Here is a 14206-nt window from a genome sequence, read left to right on the forward strand (position 1 = left end):
ATGCGGTTCATCATCGATTCGCACTATTTTTATCATGCATTTTACATAGCGACTACTGTGTCAAACGAATGTGGCAGAGCGGGCGGCTAGCATTTCAACAAATCTTGAAGCGTCGCCAATGTGTCGGCCTCTTCGCTGCTCTTGTCCTGGCGCCAGCGCAACATTCGTGGAAACCGCACCGCGATACCACTCTTGTGGCGTTTGGACAGGGCGATGCCTTCGAAGCCCAGTTCGAACACCAGTGTGGGGGTGACGCTGCTCACCGGGCCGAACTTTTCCACGGTGGTCTTGCGCACGATGCTGTCGACCTGGCGCATCTCTGCATCGGTCAGCCCTGAATAGGCCTTGGCGAATGGCACCAGGGTGCGCTCGCGGCTGCCCGGCGGGTTGTCCCATACGGCGAAGGTGTAGTCGCTGTACAGGCTGGCGCGTCGGCCGTGGCCACGCTGGGCGTAGATCAGTACCGCGTCGACGCTGAACGGGTCGATCTTCCATTTCCACCACACGCCCATGTCCTTGGTGCGGCCTACGCCATACAGCGCGTTGCGGGCCTTGAGCATCATGCCCTCGACGCCGAGGCTGCGAGAGGCGTCGCGCTGCCGGGCGAGGTCGAGCCAGTCCTGGCCGGTGACCGTCGGCGAGGGCAACAGCACCGGGCTGTGAATACGGGCGATCAGCGCTTCCAGTTGTTCGCGGCGCTCGGCCTGGGGGCGGCTGCGCCAGTCCTCGCCTTGCCATTCCAACAGGTCGTAGGCCATCACCACCACGGGGGCGTCGTCGAGGATTTTCTTGCTCAGGGTCTTGCGACCGATGCGCTGCTGCAACAGGGCGAAGGGTTGCACGGCTGGTTGCAACGGCGCGTCCGGGTCGAAGGAGTCTTCGGTGACCGACTGGGGGGCTTTCCAGACCACGATTTCACCGTCGATCACCGTGCCGTCAGGCAACGCCTGGGCCAGTGAATGCAATTCCGGAAATCGCTCAGTGACCAAGTCTTCGCCTCGCGACCAGACCCATAAATGACCGTCGCGCTTGATCACCTGGGACCGGATGCCGTCCCATTTCCATTCCACCTGCCAGTCGCTGGCCGGCCCCAGTAGGGTGTCGAATTGCTCCACTGGCGCGGACAACGCATGGGCCAGGAAAAACGGATAAGGCTGGCCGCCGCGCTGGGCATGTTCATCGTCGGACTCGGCGGCGATCAGCTTGAGGTAACTGGCGGCCGTGGGGCGATGGGACAGATCGGTATAGCCCACCAGCCGCTGGGCCACCCGTTTGCTGTCCAGCCCGGCCATGGTCGCCAGGGCCCGGGTTACCAATAGCTTGGACACCCCAACCCGGAAGCTGCCAGTGATGAGTTTGATGCACAGCATCAGGCTCGGCCGGTCCAACTGCGCCCACAGCGCTGGAAGCCGTTCAGCCAGGACGTCGGGCGACTCTCCGCGCAATGGCAGCAGTTTCTCTTCGATCCACAGCGCCAGGCCTTCATCGGAGCTGTGGGGCGATTCGGGCAATACCAGCGAAATGGTTTCGGCCAGGTCGCCCACGGCCTGATAACTTTCCTCAAACAGCCATAGCGATAACCCGGATACCTGGACCGCCAGCTCCCGCAGGATTTTTACCGGCACCAGCTGCCGCGGACGCCCGCCGGAGAGGAAATACACGGCCCACGCCGCGTCCTGGGGCGGGGCCTTGGTGAAATAGTCCTGCATGGCGGTGAGCTTGGCATTGCTGGAAGTGGTGGCGTCCAGTTTGGCGTACAACTCGGCGAAGGCTTTCATGGCTCCTCCTCACCGCTGTCGATGGCCGTGGCGAGGTCTTCTTCGTCGTCGCCGTATTCGGTGGTGAATCCCTGGGCATTGAGGCCTTGCTCGCACAAGTGGCGCACCAGCCCGGCAACTGACCCGTGGGTGACCATGACCCGTTCGGCGCCGGTCTGCTCGATGGCCCAGAGCAGGCCTGGCCAGTCGGCGTGGTCGGACAGCACGAAACCCCGGTCGACGCCGCGCCGCCGACGTGTACCACGCAGGCGCATCCAGCCGCTGGCGAAGGCATCGCTGTAGTCGCCGAAACGGCGCATCCAACTGCTGCCCCCGGCAGAGGGCGGGGCGATGATCAGCGCCTGGCCCATGATCGGGTCGTTCTTCTTGATATCACCGGCATAAATCGTTGGCGGCAGATAAACCCCGGCCTCGCGGTAGACCCGGTTCAGCGGTTCCACCGCCCCATGGGCCAGGATCGGGCCGAGGCTTTCATCAATGCCGTGAAGAATCCGCTGGGCCTTGCCGAAGGAATAACAGAACAACACGCTGGCCCGGCCGGCGGCGATGTTCCCGCGCCACCACTGGTTGATCTCGTCGAAAATCTGCGCCTGGGGCTGCCAGCGGTAGATCGGCAGGCCGAAGGTGGATTCCGTGATGAAGGTGTGGCATTTCACCGGCTCGAACGGGGTGCAGGTGCCGTCGGGTTCGACTTTGTAATCCCCCGACGCCACCCAGACCTCGCCTTGATATTCCAGCCGTACCTGGGCCGAGCCCAGCACGTGGCCGGCGGGGTGAAAGCTCAAGGTCACGCCATGATGCGACAGGCGTTCGCCGTAAGGCAGGGTCTGCAGGTTGATGTCCTGGCCCAGGCGTGACCGCAAGATACCTTCGCCGGGTGCCGCTGCCAGGTAATGGTGGTTGCCGCCGCGGGCATGGTCGCCGTGGGCGTGGGTGATGACCGAGCGTTCCACCGCCCGCCACGGGTCGATGTAGAAATCCCCGGGTGGGCAGTACAAGCCTTCGGGGCGGGCAATGACAAGATCCATGCAGTCACCGGAGCGATGGGCTTGTCAGGTAGAGGCGACGGCGGGGGGAGAAGTTCTATCGGGTTTTTCGGGGTGCATGGGCTGGCGCCATCGCGAGCAAGCTCGCTCCCACATTGGCTTTGTGTTGAATCGCCATACCGAATTCAACACGACCCCCTGTGGGAGCGAGCTTGCTCGCGATGACTTCAGTCCAGACAACCCAGCACCCGTGGCGAGGGAGCAAGCTCCCTCGCCACAAAGTCCTGGGCTGCAGTTATTTGCCAGGCACCAGGGTCAATCGTGTCTTGCCATAGGCCCGATCAAAGTTCTGCGATTGCAACGGCAGGCTCTGGTACTGCCCCTTGATCCACGGATCAATGCCATTGGCATAGTGTGGGCTGACCGGGTTGCCGGACTGGCCAGCACCGTCCTGGATCATCAACGGCTCGGGCTGGCCGAAGTCGACGATAAAGCGCATGGCCGGCGCCAGGGTGGTGGTGAAATCCTGCCCCCAGGCGAACGCCGCCGTGTTGAGTGTGGTGGCGTCGCCACCGGCTGGCAGCGGGCCGCGTACGATCTGACCGTTGCTGTTCTTCCAGGCGCTGCGATGCAATTGGCCCCATTGCCAGGCCTTGTGGTCACCGCCCAACTGGCTGTCACCGGCGCTGATGGTGGCGGCCAGGCTGCGAGCCAGGATGACGGCCTTGTCTTCTTTCTGGGGTGTGCGCACATCGTCCCAGAACGGGCTGTCTTCCCGCCCCAGCAGATGATCGGCCTGGGCCGAGTAGGACAATTGGCCGTTGGCGACCAGCGCCTGCCATGCCGGGCTGCTGTCCGGGCCCAGCTCGTCGAGGAAAATCTGCTTCATGCTTTCCTGCAGGAACAGCTCGTAGATCGCCGCGTCGGCGGAGGTCGGGCTGAGCCGGCCATCGAACGCCATCAAACGGGTATAGGCCTCGCGAGCCTTGGCCCGGTCAGCCACCGGCAGGGCTTCGATGGCCTGTTTGAGTGGCTGGGTCATGCCCGGGGCTTCGAAGACTTGCTTGAGCTTGGCCGCGAGCGTCGTGGTCTGGTCGTATTGCATGGCGGTCAGGCTGCGGGTGTCGTGCTTGCCGGCGCCGGCCAGTTCGGCCATGCGTTCGCCACGCTCCGGCGAAGCCCAGGAATTGGACAGCTGCATGCCGTAGCCATGGGGAATGACCCGTTGATTGGCCGTGCCGAGCCAGCCCTGGGCCGGGTCTTGATCGTAGGGGTGCAGCATCGGGTCGGCGTAACCGTCCCAATCGTAGCGACCGTCCCAGCCCGGCGACGGCAACAAGCCTTCACCTTCACGGCGGTTCGGGTAGCGACCGGTGACTTGCCAGCCGATATGGCTGGCGTCGGCAAAGACCAGGTTCACGGCCATGGCGCGGATTTCCCGGCTGGCATCGGAGGCTTTCTCGACGGTCTGTGCCCGGGACAGGTCGAAGAAGGCGTCCAGGGTCTTGTCGTCGCTGAAGCTCGGCGTCTGCAAGGCCAGGCCAAAGCCGTTGGCCATGGCCGGGCCCTGGGCACTGTTGAGCAGCGGGCCGTGGCGGGTTTCGAACACCGCTTCGCGAATCGGCCGCTGGCCTTTGATGAAATAGGTTTCGTTGCGCACGATCGCCGGTTGCCATTTGCCGTTGACCTCGTAGGACAGGCCATTGCCCTGGCGGCGGATTTTTTCCAGGAACAGGTCCTGGTTGTCCCCCAGCACGCTGGTCATGCTCCAGGCCACTTTGCCATTGAACCCGGCCAGGATCATCGGGATGCCCGCCACGGAAACCCCGGCCGCCTGGTACTTGGGCGCACGGATCTGTACCGGGCTCCACAGCCCCGGCATGCCCAGCGGCCCATGGCTGTCGCTGGCCAACAGGCTCTTGCCGCTGCGGCTGCGTTGCGGCGCGATGGCCCAGTTGCTTGCCGACGCAGCACCCAACAGGTTCAGCCCGGCCAATTGGTGGGTGGCCTTGCTGATTTCGTTCAGGCCCGGGATCTGGCCATTGAGGCGCAGGCCCTGGAGTTTGTCGGCCTCGGCCACGGGCAGTTGCTCGTCCGGGTAGGACGGGCTCAGCCAGGCGAGTTTATCGTTGGTGACGGTTTGGGCCAGCACCAGGTTGGCGATTTCTTCCGGCAGGTTGGCCGACTGGCTGAAATTCAGCAGGCAGAACATCAGCGCCGAATCTTCCGGTTTCCAGTATTCGGGTTTGTAACCGGTGGCGGCCAGGTCCGACGGCAACTTGTCGCGGTAACGGAACAGGTAGGCGTTGACGCCCCGGGCATAGACTTCGAAGAAGCGCTTGAGCCGCGGCGAAGACGCCTTGTACAGCTCGTCGGCGTTTTTCTTCAGGTTGACGGCGCGCATGTAGCGGTCGACGTCCAGCCGCTCGGCGCCGGACATTTCCGCCAATCGACCCTGGGCCAGCAGGCGCAGGGTCACCATCTGGGTGATGCGATCGCTGGCGTGGACGTAGCCGAGGGTGAACAAGGCGTCATGGAAGCTGTTGCTTTCGATCAGCGGCATGCCCGTGGCGTTGCGGCGGACGGAGACGTTCTGCGCCAGCCCCTTGAGCGGCTGCACACCGGACGTGGGCGGGACCGTGTCCTGGGCATTCCAGGTCTGGCATCCGCTCAAACCGAGCACACTGGCTACCGCGGCGGCAACACCGAGCCGGGGGATGAGGGAAATAGAGGCTGGCGAGGCCATGGCAAAGCTCCTGCGGGAGGGGGGTGGCACCAATAAAGGCGCTACGTTAGTGAGCAGGCGGGGGCCGCGCAAGCGGGGGGGAGGGTTATTTGTTGATTTGGCGATGAAAGCCCGTGGCCGGGTCATCGCTTTTGCGCGAAGGCTTGCCTGTTGGAAGAGGTGATGCTCAAGTGTGGACCATTCAAAGACCGAGCAAGAGAAGACTGGCATGGAGCTACAGAACGACGCAGCGCTGATCCTCATCGATCAACAAAAAGGCATCCTTCACCCCAGGCTCGGCCCTCGGAACAACCCCGAGGCAGAGCTGCGCATGCTGGAACTGCTGGCTTTCTGGCGACACACGGCGCGACCGGTGATTCACGTCCATCACCTGTCCCGCTCGCCGGACTCGGTGTTCTGGCCGGGGCAGTCGGGGGTGGAGGTCCAGCCACGGTTCGAGCCGATGGCCGGGGAATGGTTGGTGCAAAAACAGGTGCCGGATGCGTTCAGTGGCACCCACCTGGAGCAAGACCTGCGCAAAGCCGGTATCAGGCAACTGGTGATCGTCGGCGTGGCGACGCACAACTCGGTGGAGTCCACGGCGCGTACGGCTGGCAATCTGGGATTCGATACCTGGGTGGCCGAGGACGCCTGCTTTACCTTCGACAAAACCGATTACTTCGGCAACGCCCGTTCGGCAGCCGAGGTGCATGCCATGTCCCTGGGCAACTTGCACGGGGAGTATGCGACGGTGGTTGGTGTGAAGCGGATTCTGCAGGCGGGCTGATACATAAGCAGTGAATGTACCGGCCTCATCGCGAGCAAGCTCGCTCCTACAGTGGATTCTTCGGTGATCATTGGATATCGCCTCACCGCAATTGCCCTGTGGGAGCGAGCTTGCTCGCGAAGAGGGCGAGTCAGGTTAATCACTGCCAACTGGCCCACCGCATTCGCGAGCAAGCCCGCTCCCACAGAAGTCAGTGGTGAGACAAGGCTTGGCGAACGCCGGGAACCCCTGTGGGGAGCGAGCTTGCTCGCGATGACGGTCTAACAGGCGAAAAAGTATTGCGCCCAGCCCCTCAAGCCCCGTGGCACTTCTTGAATTTCTTGCCGTTGCCGCACGGGCAAGGGTCATTGCGGCCGACATCCTTCAGGGCGTTGCGCACCGGTTCCTGGTGGGCGTGGCCGCAGTTCGGGCCGTGGACGTGGCCGTGGTCATGGTCGTGATGATGGTCGTGATCATGGTTGCAATCAGGGCCGTGGACGTGGGGTTGCTGGGTCATCGGGGTTACTCCGCAATAAAATCGGCGGCGATTATCACGCCATTGCGCTCAAGGTGCACGTAGTGGGCGATGAATAATCCGGTTTCCAGCTCACCTTCCAGACGATAGGGGATCTGTTCCCGGGGTTTCTCCAGCAGCTTCACCACTTCCCGCACCTGTGGCCACAGGTTGGTGCGCACCGGCACCTTGAAGTAGGCGCTGTGCTTGGGGCGCACGGTGAACCAGTGTTCATGCTCACCTTCGGTCAGCAGCAGGTCGCCCAGGTGAATGCGGTAAGTCAGGCCACGAACGGTGAGGTCGCTGTCGCCGGGGTTGTCGACGCGAAAGTGCAGCATGAACTTCTGTTCCACCAGCCGGGCCCGCACCACCTCGACCTTGACCAGGTGCACCTGGGGTTCCGGGGCTTCTTCACCTCGCCAGGATGCACAGCCGCCGAGCCCAACGAACAGCAGCAGGCAGGTGATGCGTAGCAAGAATGATGAAGGGGTCATGTCCGTGCCTCTGGTTTATCTCCAGTCTAGCCCTATGGGCCGATGCACGAGCGTCGGACGTTTCCTAAAATCAGCGATTGAAGTAACCGGCGCAGCACTTCTTGAACTTGTGCCCGCTGCCGCACGGGCAGCTGTCGTTGCGTCCTGTCTTGACCGGCACGGTCGGATCGATGAAGTACCAGCGTCCGTCGTTCTGCACGAACGAAGACTGTTCACGGTGGCTATGCTCGCCCTGGCCGTCGTGCCAGCGTGCGGTGAACGTGACGAAGGCGTGTTCCGGTTGACCGCCGAACACTTCGCTGCTTTCCACGTTCAGTCCCAACCATGTGCTGTTGGCGCTCCATTCGCTGATGGACTGGCGATCGAGGCCTTGCTGCTGGGCGGGCAGGGTGGTGGCGACCAGATAATCCACCAGGCCCAGCACATAGGCGCTATAGCGCGAGCGCATCAAGGCTTCGGCGCAGGGCGCCGGGTGACCGTCATGGTAGTGGCCGCAGCAGGCCTCCAGTGAGTTGCCACTGCCGCAGGGGCAAATGGGTGAGTGCGAGCTTGTGTTCACGGTTACCACCAATATTTTCCAAAGTTTTCCGGGTTGGCCCAAAAACGTGAGTTGAGCCAGTCGGGGACCTGTTTATATTCAAGCAGATCGTAGGTGAACAGGGTCAGCACCTGGTCTTCGCGCTGGAATCGCTCACTGGCTTGCAGGGCCAGGGAAAAAAAGTCCGTCTCTTGCCAGCCGCAGGCGTTGAGGTCGGCCAGCACGGCGATGCGGCTGGCGTTGAGATTACGGATGCCGCCCAACAGGTTCAGACCCTCGCGCTTGGGCAAATGCTCCAGGCAATCGAGCGCCAGGGCCAGGTCAAAACGTCGCGCCGCCACGTCCGCCGGCAACGCGCCGGGGCCGGCATGGATCACTTCGGTGTCGGGGTGGGCCTGCTGGAATGCTTCGAGTGCGGGAAAGCCGCTGGCACCGATCAGCAGCAGTGTTTTTGGGGCATAACGGTCAAGCACGGCGGCCAGGGCTTGCTGGGGCGTACGTGAAGAAATGGCAACGGTCATCGAAGTTCCTCAGTCAGAACCGCCACGATAGCCTGCCCGGACAGCATGGCCTAGAGCGGTTTGTCCCTGAATGTGCGCAAACGTCGCAAACACGGGGCGAAAACCCGCAATTACCCAGGCTGGCGCAGATTCGAAGTCGGGTCTTTACTCCCCTGAATCGGCGACCAGCCGATCCCTCAAGGAGAAAACCCGATGAGCATAGTTCGGACAGCGTTACCCCTGGTTCTGCTAACCAGTGTGTTGACTGGTTGCGCAGGTTTGCAGAAAACCGACTGGCCGACCTGTGCGGCCGTCGGCGGTGCGATCGGCGCGGGATTAGGTGCCATAGAAAGTACTTCCTGGGCTGGCGGCGGCGCGCTGTATGTTGGCGGCATGGCGGCAGCTTATTGCTGGGTCAAGGGCGACGGCGACGAGGATGGCGATGGCGTGCCGGACAGCCGCGACAAGTGCCCGGGCACACCGAAGGGCGTGCAGGTCGATGCCGACGGTTGCCCACCACCCGCCCCGGTGCCGATGGTCGAAGAAGCGGTCGTGGTCAAGGAAGAAACCATCGTGATCCGCGACGTGCACTTTGAGTTCAACAAAGCCACGCTGACCCCGGCCGACAAAGATGTGCTGAGTACGGTCGCCACCCGGCTGAAACAGGAAACGTCCACCGCGCAACTGAGTGTCACTGGCCACACTGACAGCGTCGGCAGCGATGCCTACAACAAAAAACTGTCGCAGAAGCGAGCCGATTCGGTGGTGCAATACCTGGTCCAGAACGGCGTGCCGCGTGCCAGTTTTGTCTCGGTGTCCGGTGCCGGTGAGAGCCAGCCGGTGGCCGATAACAAGACCGCTGACGGCCGTGCGATGAACCGCCGCACGGAAATCAGGATAAACCGCTGAAACCCCTGTCATCCGCGGCTTGTAGAGTTGCGGATGCGGGTCTTTACTCCTGTGTGACCGGTATGGGCCGGTAACACAGGAGCCTTCACCATGAACGTTCTAATCAGGTCCGCCTTACCGGTACTGCTGGCGAGCAGTCTGTTGTCCGGTTGCGCCACTCACAGCGACGGCAGCGCACCCCTCAATCAACGCACCTGGCCAATCTGTAGCCTGATCGGCGGCCTGGTCGGCGGCGGGTTGGGGGCCATTGAAAGCAGCGGTTGGGCCGCCGGTGGCGCCGCATTGGGGCTGCTGGGCGGTGGTTTGATCTGCTACGCCCAGGATGGCGATGAAGACGACGACGGCGTGTTCGACCGCCGCGACCGTTGTCCCGATACTGCGGCCAATACACCGGTCGAGCATCACGGTTGCCCAGTGCCGCAATACCCGGCCAGTGCGCCGCCGGTCGAACCGCAAGCACCGGCCAGCGAGGTCATCACCCTCAACGACGCGGGCAAGGTGCTGTTCGATTTCGACAAATCCGACCTCACCGCAGAGGCTCGAAGCCAGCTCGATGGGCTGATGGGCAAGCTCAGCCATGCCAATGTCGCCAGTATCCGGGTGGTGGGCCACACCGACAGTGTCGGCACGGATGCCTATAACCAGGGGCTGTCCGAACGTCGGGCCAGCAGCGTCGTGGAGTATTTGCTGACCCAGGGCCTGGCCCCCGACAAACTCACCAGCGAAGGCAAGGGCGAAAGCGAGCCGGTGGCCGACAATGAGACCGACGAAGGGCGGGCGCAGAACCGTCGGGTTGAATTGCATATCCAGCGCTGAGGCGCGGCCCAGGGCTGCCGGGTCGTCGGGAGGGCGATCCGGTGGCCGAGGCTCGGGTTAGATTAAATTTGCCGGGCCCTCTGGCTTATCCGGCGCGCAAGCCGTTACTGTGCGCGCAAAGAATAATGCTTGATCAGGGGGGCGTATGAAGGTGTTTTGGGGGCTGGGGCGCTTGTTGACCCTGCTGTTCTGGCTGGTGGTGCTGGTCAATCTGGTCGTGCCGTTCGTCCATCCGCTGCATCTGCTGGTCAATGTCGCCGGCGCGTTTTTGCTGGTGCTCCATCTTCTGGAGCTGCTGTTGTTCAGGGCCAGTTTCCGTGGCCGCCCCGCGCCTGGACGTGATCGCCTCAGAGTGCTGCTGTTTGGCATCTTCCACCTGCAAACCCTCCCGACCGCGCCAGAGGCTTCCCATGCGTAAATTGTGTCTGCTTGCCGCACTCGTATGTCCGTGGGCTTCGGCCCAGGTGCTCCAGGTCGAAGGCCATTCGTTGATGCGCCTGCCCAACACCACCAGCACCCTGACCTTGGAACGCCTGGACGTGGCCGATTACGGCACGCTGCTGGTGCCTTCCAATGTCACTGAACTGACCATCGACCAATTGCATCTGGGGCGTGAGGCGCGGATCGCCATCGTGCCGGCGCAGCAGGTACTGGAAATGAAAGTGGCCCAGGCTGAATTGGCCGAGGGCAGCCAGATCACTTCACGTGGCGCACCGGGGACCTACACCAAGGCCGCGCGGCCGGGACGCGATCTCAACCTGCGTTTCAAGGTGTTGAACGCGCCGTTGTTGTCGGTGGATGCTCGCGGCGGCACCGGTGCACCGGGTTACGTTGGCCTTGACGGTGCCAATGGCCAGGCGCCGGGTTGCACCTGGGGTTCGGCCGGTCGCGGGGCCGACGGCAGCAATGGCAGCGATGGCCAGCCGGGAGCCGCTGGAGCGCAGGTGCGCCTGGAACTGCCCCTGGCTTACCCGGCCGAGCAGATCAAGGTGGCGGTGGACGGCGGTGCCGGTGGCGCGGCGGGGCACGGTGGCAAACCCGGGGCGGGAGGCAAGGCCAAGGGCTGCCTGGTCTATACCGCGGATGGCGGCAAAAGCGGCCGTCCTGGCGCTGATGGCCAGCCAGGGCCTGCCGGAGCGGCGGGGACGGTGACGGTGCAGCGGTTCTGAAGAAAATCTAATCCCGACCTGTGGGAGCGAGCTTGCTCGCGATGGCGTTGTGTCAGTCGATCAAGTATTGCCTGACGTGCCGCCATCGCGAGCAAGCTCGCTCCCACAGGGTTCGGTGCGCTATTTTCAGAACATCGGTCGCGCTGCGCCAATCGCCACCACCAGCAACCCGATCAACAGATTGATCCCCACCAACCGCCGGATCTTCCCTAGCACTGCCGCCCCCGCCGGCCAGTCCTGCGCCGTCACGGCGTTACGCAACGCCGGCAGTTGCAAGCTCTGGATGCGGATAAACAGCGCCGTCATCACCACATACAACCCCATCATCACCTGCACATAACGCGGCGCGGTTTCGAAACCGGCGAAGCGCAGATGGATCAGGCCTACGCCGCTGATCGGCAAAAGTACGACCGCGACCCAGACCCAGACAAAAAAACGCTGAAACACTTCTACCCATAGCTTGAGCCGGGCAGGGCCCTCAAGCGCCGTCATTGCGGCGGGGCGCAGGATCATCCAGGCGAAGAACATGCCGCCGACCCAGACCAGGGCCGCCAGTAAATGCAGGGTGTAGACAAGGGCAAAGGGTGTCATTGGGTTACTCCGTTCTGCGCAGGATTCATTAGCGGGGTATGATAGCCGCCGATCCGAACCACTGAAAATTTATCCAGCGTTTTTAGCGCCCGACCATTCATGATCAGCACCGAACTCAAAACCACGATCCAGGGCGCCTATTCGCGTTTTCTCGAAGCCAAGAGCCTCAAGCCGCGATATGGCCAGCGCCTGATGATTGCCGAAGTGGCAAAAGTCCTGGGTGACATCGACACCGACGACGAAGGTCGGCGCAGCGGCGAGCCTGCCGTCGTGGCGGTGGAGGCCGGCACCGGTACCGGCAAGACCGTGGCCTACAGCCTGGCGGCGATTCCCACCGCCAAGGCCGCCGGCAAGCGCCTGGTGATCGCCACGGCCACCGTCGCCCTGCAGGAGCAGATTGTCTACAAGGACCTGCCCGACCTGATGCGCAACAGCGGGTTGAGCTTCACGTTCGCACTGGCCAAAGGCCGCGGGCGCTACATGTGCCTGTCCAAGCTCGACATGTTGCTCCAGGAAGGCCATGCCCAGACTGCCACGGCCCAGTTGTTCGAAGAAGAAGGCTTCAAGATCGAGGTGGATGAAGCCAGCCAGAAGCTGTTCACCAGCATGATCGAGAAGCTGGCCGGCAATAAATGGGACGGCGACCGCGACAGTTGGTCCACCGCCCTGGAAGACGCCGACTGGTCCCGCCTGACCACCGACCATAGCCAGTGCACCAACCGCCACTGCCCGAACTTCGGCCAATGCGCCTTCTACAAGGCCCGCGAAGGCATGGGCAAGGTCGACGTCATCGTCACCAACCACGACATGGTCCTGGCCGACCTGGCCCTGGGCGGCGGTGCGGTGCTGCCGGACCCGCGCGACACGATCTACGTGTTCGACGAAGGCCATCACCTGCCAGACAAGGCCATCGGCCATTTCGCCCATTACACCCGGCTGCGTTCCACCGCCGATTGGCTGGAAACCACCGCCAAGAACCTCACCAAACTGCTGGCCCAGCATCCGTTGCCGGGTGACCTGGGCAAGTTCATCGAGCAAGTGCCGGAGCTGGCGCGGGAAATCAAGACGAACCAGCAGTTCATGTTCACCGCGTGCGAGCAAGTGGCCGATTTCAAGCCCGGCGAAGACGTCGAGGGGCGCGAGCGGCCACGCCACCGGTTTGTCGGAGGGGTGATCCCCGAGCACATGCGCGAAATGGGCATCGAGCTCAAGAAAGGTTTCGCGCGCCTGACCGACCTGTTCACGCGTCTGACCGATCTGCTCAAGGAAGGCATGGATGGCGAGGTCAACATCGGTATTGCCAGCAACCAGGCCGAGGAGTGGTACCCGCTGTTCGGCAGCCTGTTGTCCCGCTCCCAGGGCAACTGGGAGCTGTGGACGGCCTTCACCGCCGAAGACCCGGAAGACAACCCGCCGATGGCGCGCTGGCTGACCCTGGCCGAAAGCGGTTCGCTGTTCGACATCGAGGTCAATGCCAGCCCGATCCTGGCGGCGGAAATGCTGCGTCGCAACCTGTGGAACGTGGCCTACGGCGCGTTGGTGACGTCCGCCACGCTGACCGCCCTGGGCACGTTCGACCGCTTCCGCATGCGCGCCGGCCTTCCGAAGAAAGCCGTGACTGCAGTGGTCCCGAGCCCTTTCCATCACGCTGACGCCGGTGTGCTGCGGGTGCCCGACCTCAAGGCCGACCCACGGGATGCCCCTGCCCACACCGCGGCGATCATCCGCGACCTGCCGGAACTGGTGGAAGGCTCCCGGGGTACCCTGGTGCTGTTTTCCTCGCGCAAGCAGATGCAGGACGTGTTCGATGGCCTCGATCGTGACTGGCGCAAGCAGGTGTTCATCCAGGGCAACCTGTCGAAGCAGGAAACCCTGAACAAGCACAAGGCCCGGGTCGATGGTGGGGATTCCAGCGTGCTGTTCGGCCTGGCGAGCTTCGCCGAAGGTGTGGACTTGCCCGGCGCCTATTGCGAGCACGTGGTAATCGCCAAGATCCCCTTCTCGGTCCCCGACGACCCGGTGGAGGCGGCGCTGGCCGAGTGGATCGAAGCCCGCGGTGGCAACCCGTTCATGGAAATCTCCGTGCCGGACGCTTCGCTGAAGCTGGTCCAGGCGTGTGGCCGCTTGCTGCGTACCGAAGAGGACCGCGGCACCATCACCTTGCTCGACCGTAGGTTGGTGACCCAGCGCTACGGCAAGGCGATCCTCAATGCATTGCCGCCGTTTCGGCGGGAGATTTCCTGAGGCTGCTGCGATTTTGTAGCGAAGAAATGTAATTGTGGGAGCAAGGCTTGCCCGCGATGAAGGTACCTTGGTTTCAGAGAGACCACACAGGCCTCCTCGCGGGCAAGCCTTGCTCCCACAGTTTCTCTTGCACAGGGACATGCTTAGCCAGCCGTCTTGCGGCGGTTCCCAAAACC

The 14206-nt window shown here is 63.0% G+C and carries 14 protein-coding genes; 6 read left to right on the forward strand and 8 right to left on the reverse strand.

Translation table 11 applies throughout. From position 1 onward, the window contains the following. Positions 1 to 86 precede the first annotated feature (86 nt). The 3 genes from PSH84_RS10735 to PSH84_RS10745 all read right to left on the reverse strand — a co-directional run bounded on the left by PSH84_RS10735 (position 87) and on the right by PSH84_RS10745 (position 5510). On the reverse strand, positions 87 to 1778 hold the full coding sequence (locus PSH84_RS10735; protein WP_305482849.1) for an ATP-dependent DNA ligase: 1692 nt from the start codon (positions 1776 to 1778) through the stop codon (positions 87 to 89). Next, positions 1775 to 2806: a ligase-associated DNA damage response exonuclease gene (locus PSH84_RS10740; RefSeq protein WP_305482851.1), complete on the reverse strand. Its 1032-nt coding sequence runs from the start codon at positions 2804 to 2806 to the stop codon at positions 1775 to 1777. Before PSH84_RS10740 ends, PSH84_RS10735 begins: the two co-directional genes overlap by 4 nt. A gap of 253 nt (positions 2807 to 3059) precedes the next feature. Then, positions 3060 to 5510 carry a penicillin acylase family protein gene (locus PSH84_RS10745; RefSeq protein WP_305482853.1) on the reverse strand — a complete coding sequence of 817 codons (2451 nt, stop codon included), beginning with the start codon at positions 5508 to 5510 and terminating at the stop codon, positions 3060 to 3062. Positions 5511 to 5718: 208 nt separating this feature from the next. Between PSH84_RS10745 and PSH84_RS10750 the strand changes: the two genes are divergently transcribed. After that, complete coding sequence (locus tag PSH84_RS10750; RefSeq protein ID WP_122565386.1) at positions 5719 to 6276, forward strand: cysteine hydrolase family protein; 558 nt, start codon at positions 5719 to 5721, stop codon at positions 6274 to 6276. 292 nt (positions 6277 to 6568) lie between these two features. Here the strand turns inward: PSH84_RS10750 and PSH84_RS10755 are convergent, their stop codons facing one another. The 4 genes from PSH84_RS10755 to PSH84_RS10770 form a co-directional block, all read right to left on the reverse strand. After that, entirely contained in the window at positions 6569 to 6772 is a 204-nt protein-coding gene (locus PSH84_RS10755; protein ID WP_003198420.1) for an SEC-C metal-binding domain-containing protein, read from the reverse strand. A 5-nt stretch (positions 6773 to 6777) separates the two neighbouring features. Beyond that, positions 6778 to 7263, reverse strand: coding sequence for an LEA/WHy family protein (locus PSH84_RS10760; protein WP_122565385.1), 486 nt, complete (start codon positions 7261 to 7263; stop codon positions 6778 to 6780). Positions 7264 to 7333: 70 nt separating this feature from the next. Further along, on the reverse strand, positions 7334 to 7822 hold the full coding sequence (locus PSH84_RS10765; protein ID WP_205929590.1) for a YchJ family protein: 489 nt from the start codon (positions 7820 to 7822) through the stop codon (positions 7334 to 7336). Between the two features lie 2 nt (positions 7823 to 7824). Next, the gene (locus tag PSH84_RS10770; protein ID WP_122565384.1) at positions 7825 to 8322 is read right to left on the reverse strand and encodes a DUF6231 family protein; all 498 of its coding nucleotides are present in this window, start codon (positions 8320 to 8322) and stop codon (positions 7825 to 7827) included. A gap of 192 nt (positions 8323 to 8514) precedes the next feature. Here PSH84_RS10770 and PSH84_RS10775 point away from each other — a divergent pair, with 192 nt between their 5' ends. From PSH84_RS10775 to PSH84_RS10790, 4 genes are all read left to right on the forward strand, one after another. Continuing rightward, a complete protein-coding gene (locus PSH84_RS10775) occupies positions 8515 to 9210 on the forward strand; it encodes a PA1041 family peptidoglycan-binding anchor lipoprotein (protein WP_122565383.1) in 696 nt (231 codons plus the stop codon). 90 nt (positions 9211 to 9300) lie between these two features. Beyond that, positions 9301 to 10026: a PA1041 family peptidoglycan-binding anchor lipoprotein gene (locus PSH84_RS10780; protein ID WP_122565382.1), complete on the forward strand. Its 726-nt coding sequence runs from the start codon at positions 9301 to 9303 to the stop codon at positions 10024 to 10026. A 145-nt stretch (positions 10027 to 10171) separates the two neighbouring features. Further along, on the forward strand, positions 10172 to 10444 hold the full coding sequence (locus PSH84_RS10785) for a DUF1145 domain-containing protein (RefSeq protein WP_063322681.1): 273 nt from the start codon (positions 10172 to 10174) through the stop codon (positions 10442 to 10444). Next, positions 10437 to 11195, forward strand: a complete 759-nt coding sequence (locus tag PSH84_RS10790) for a collagen-like protein (protein ID WP_122565381.1) — start codon at positions 10437 to 10439, stop codon at positions 11193 to 11195. The genes PSH84_RS10785 and PSH84_RS10790 overlap by 8 nt, the downstream gene beginning before the upstream one ends. A 126-nt stretch (positions 11196 to 11321) precedes the next feature. On the opposite strand, the gene PSH84_RS10795 is transcribed toward PSH84_RS10790, so the two are convergent. Beyond that, entirely contained in the window at positions 11322 to 11786 is a 465-nt protein-coding gene (locus PSH84_RS10795) for a DUF2269 family protein (RefSeq protein ID WP_122565380.1), read from the reverse strand. A gap of 99 nt (positions 11787 to 11885) precedes the next feature. Between PSH84_RS10795 and dinG the strand changes: the two genes are divergently transcribed. Beyond that, positions 11886 to 14030, forward strand: coding sequence for an ATP-dependent DNA helicase DinG (gene dinG, locus PSH84_RS10800; protein WP_122565379.1), 2145 nt, complete (start codon positions 11886 to 11888; stop codon positions 14028 to 14030). Positions 14031 to 14206 lie beyond the last annotated feature (176 nt).

Source organism: Pseudomonas beijingensis (assembly GCF_030687295.1).
In the GTDB taxonomy this organism is placed as follows: domain Bacteria; phylum Pseudomonadota; class Gammaproteobacteria; order Pseudomonadales; family Pseudomonadaceae; genus Aquipseudomonas; species Aquipseudomonas beijingensis.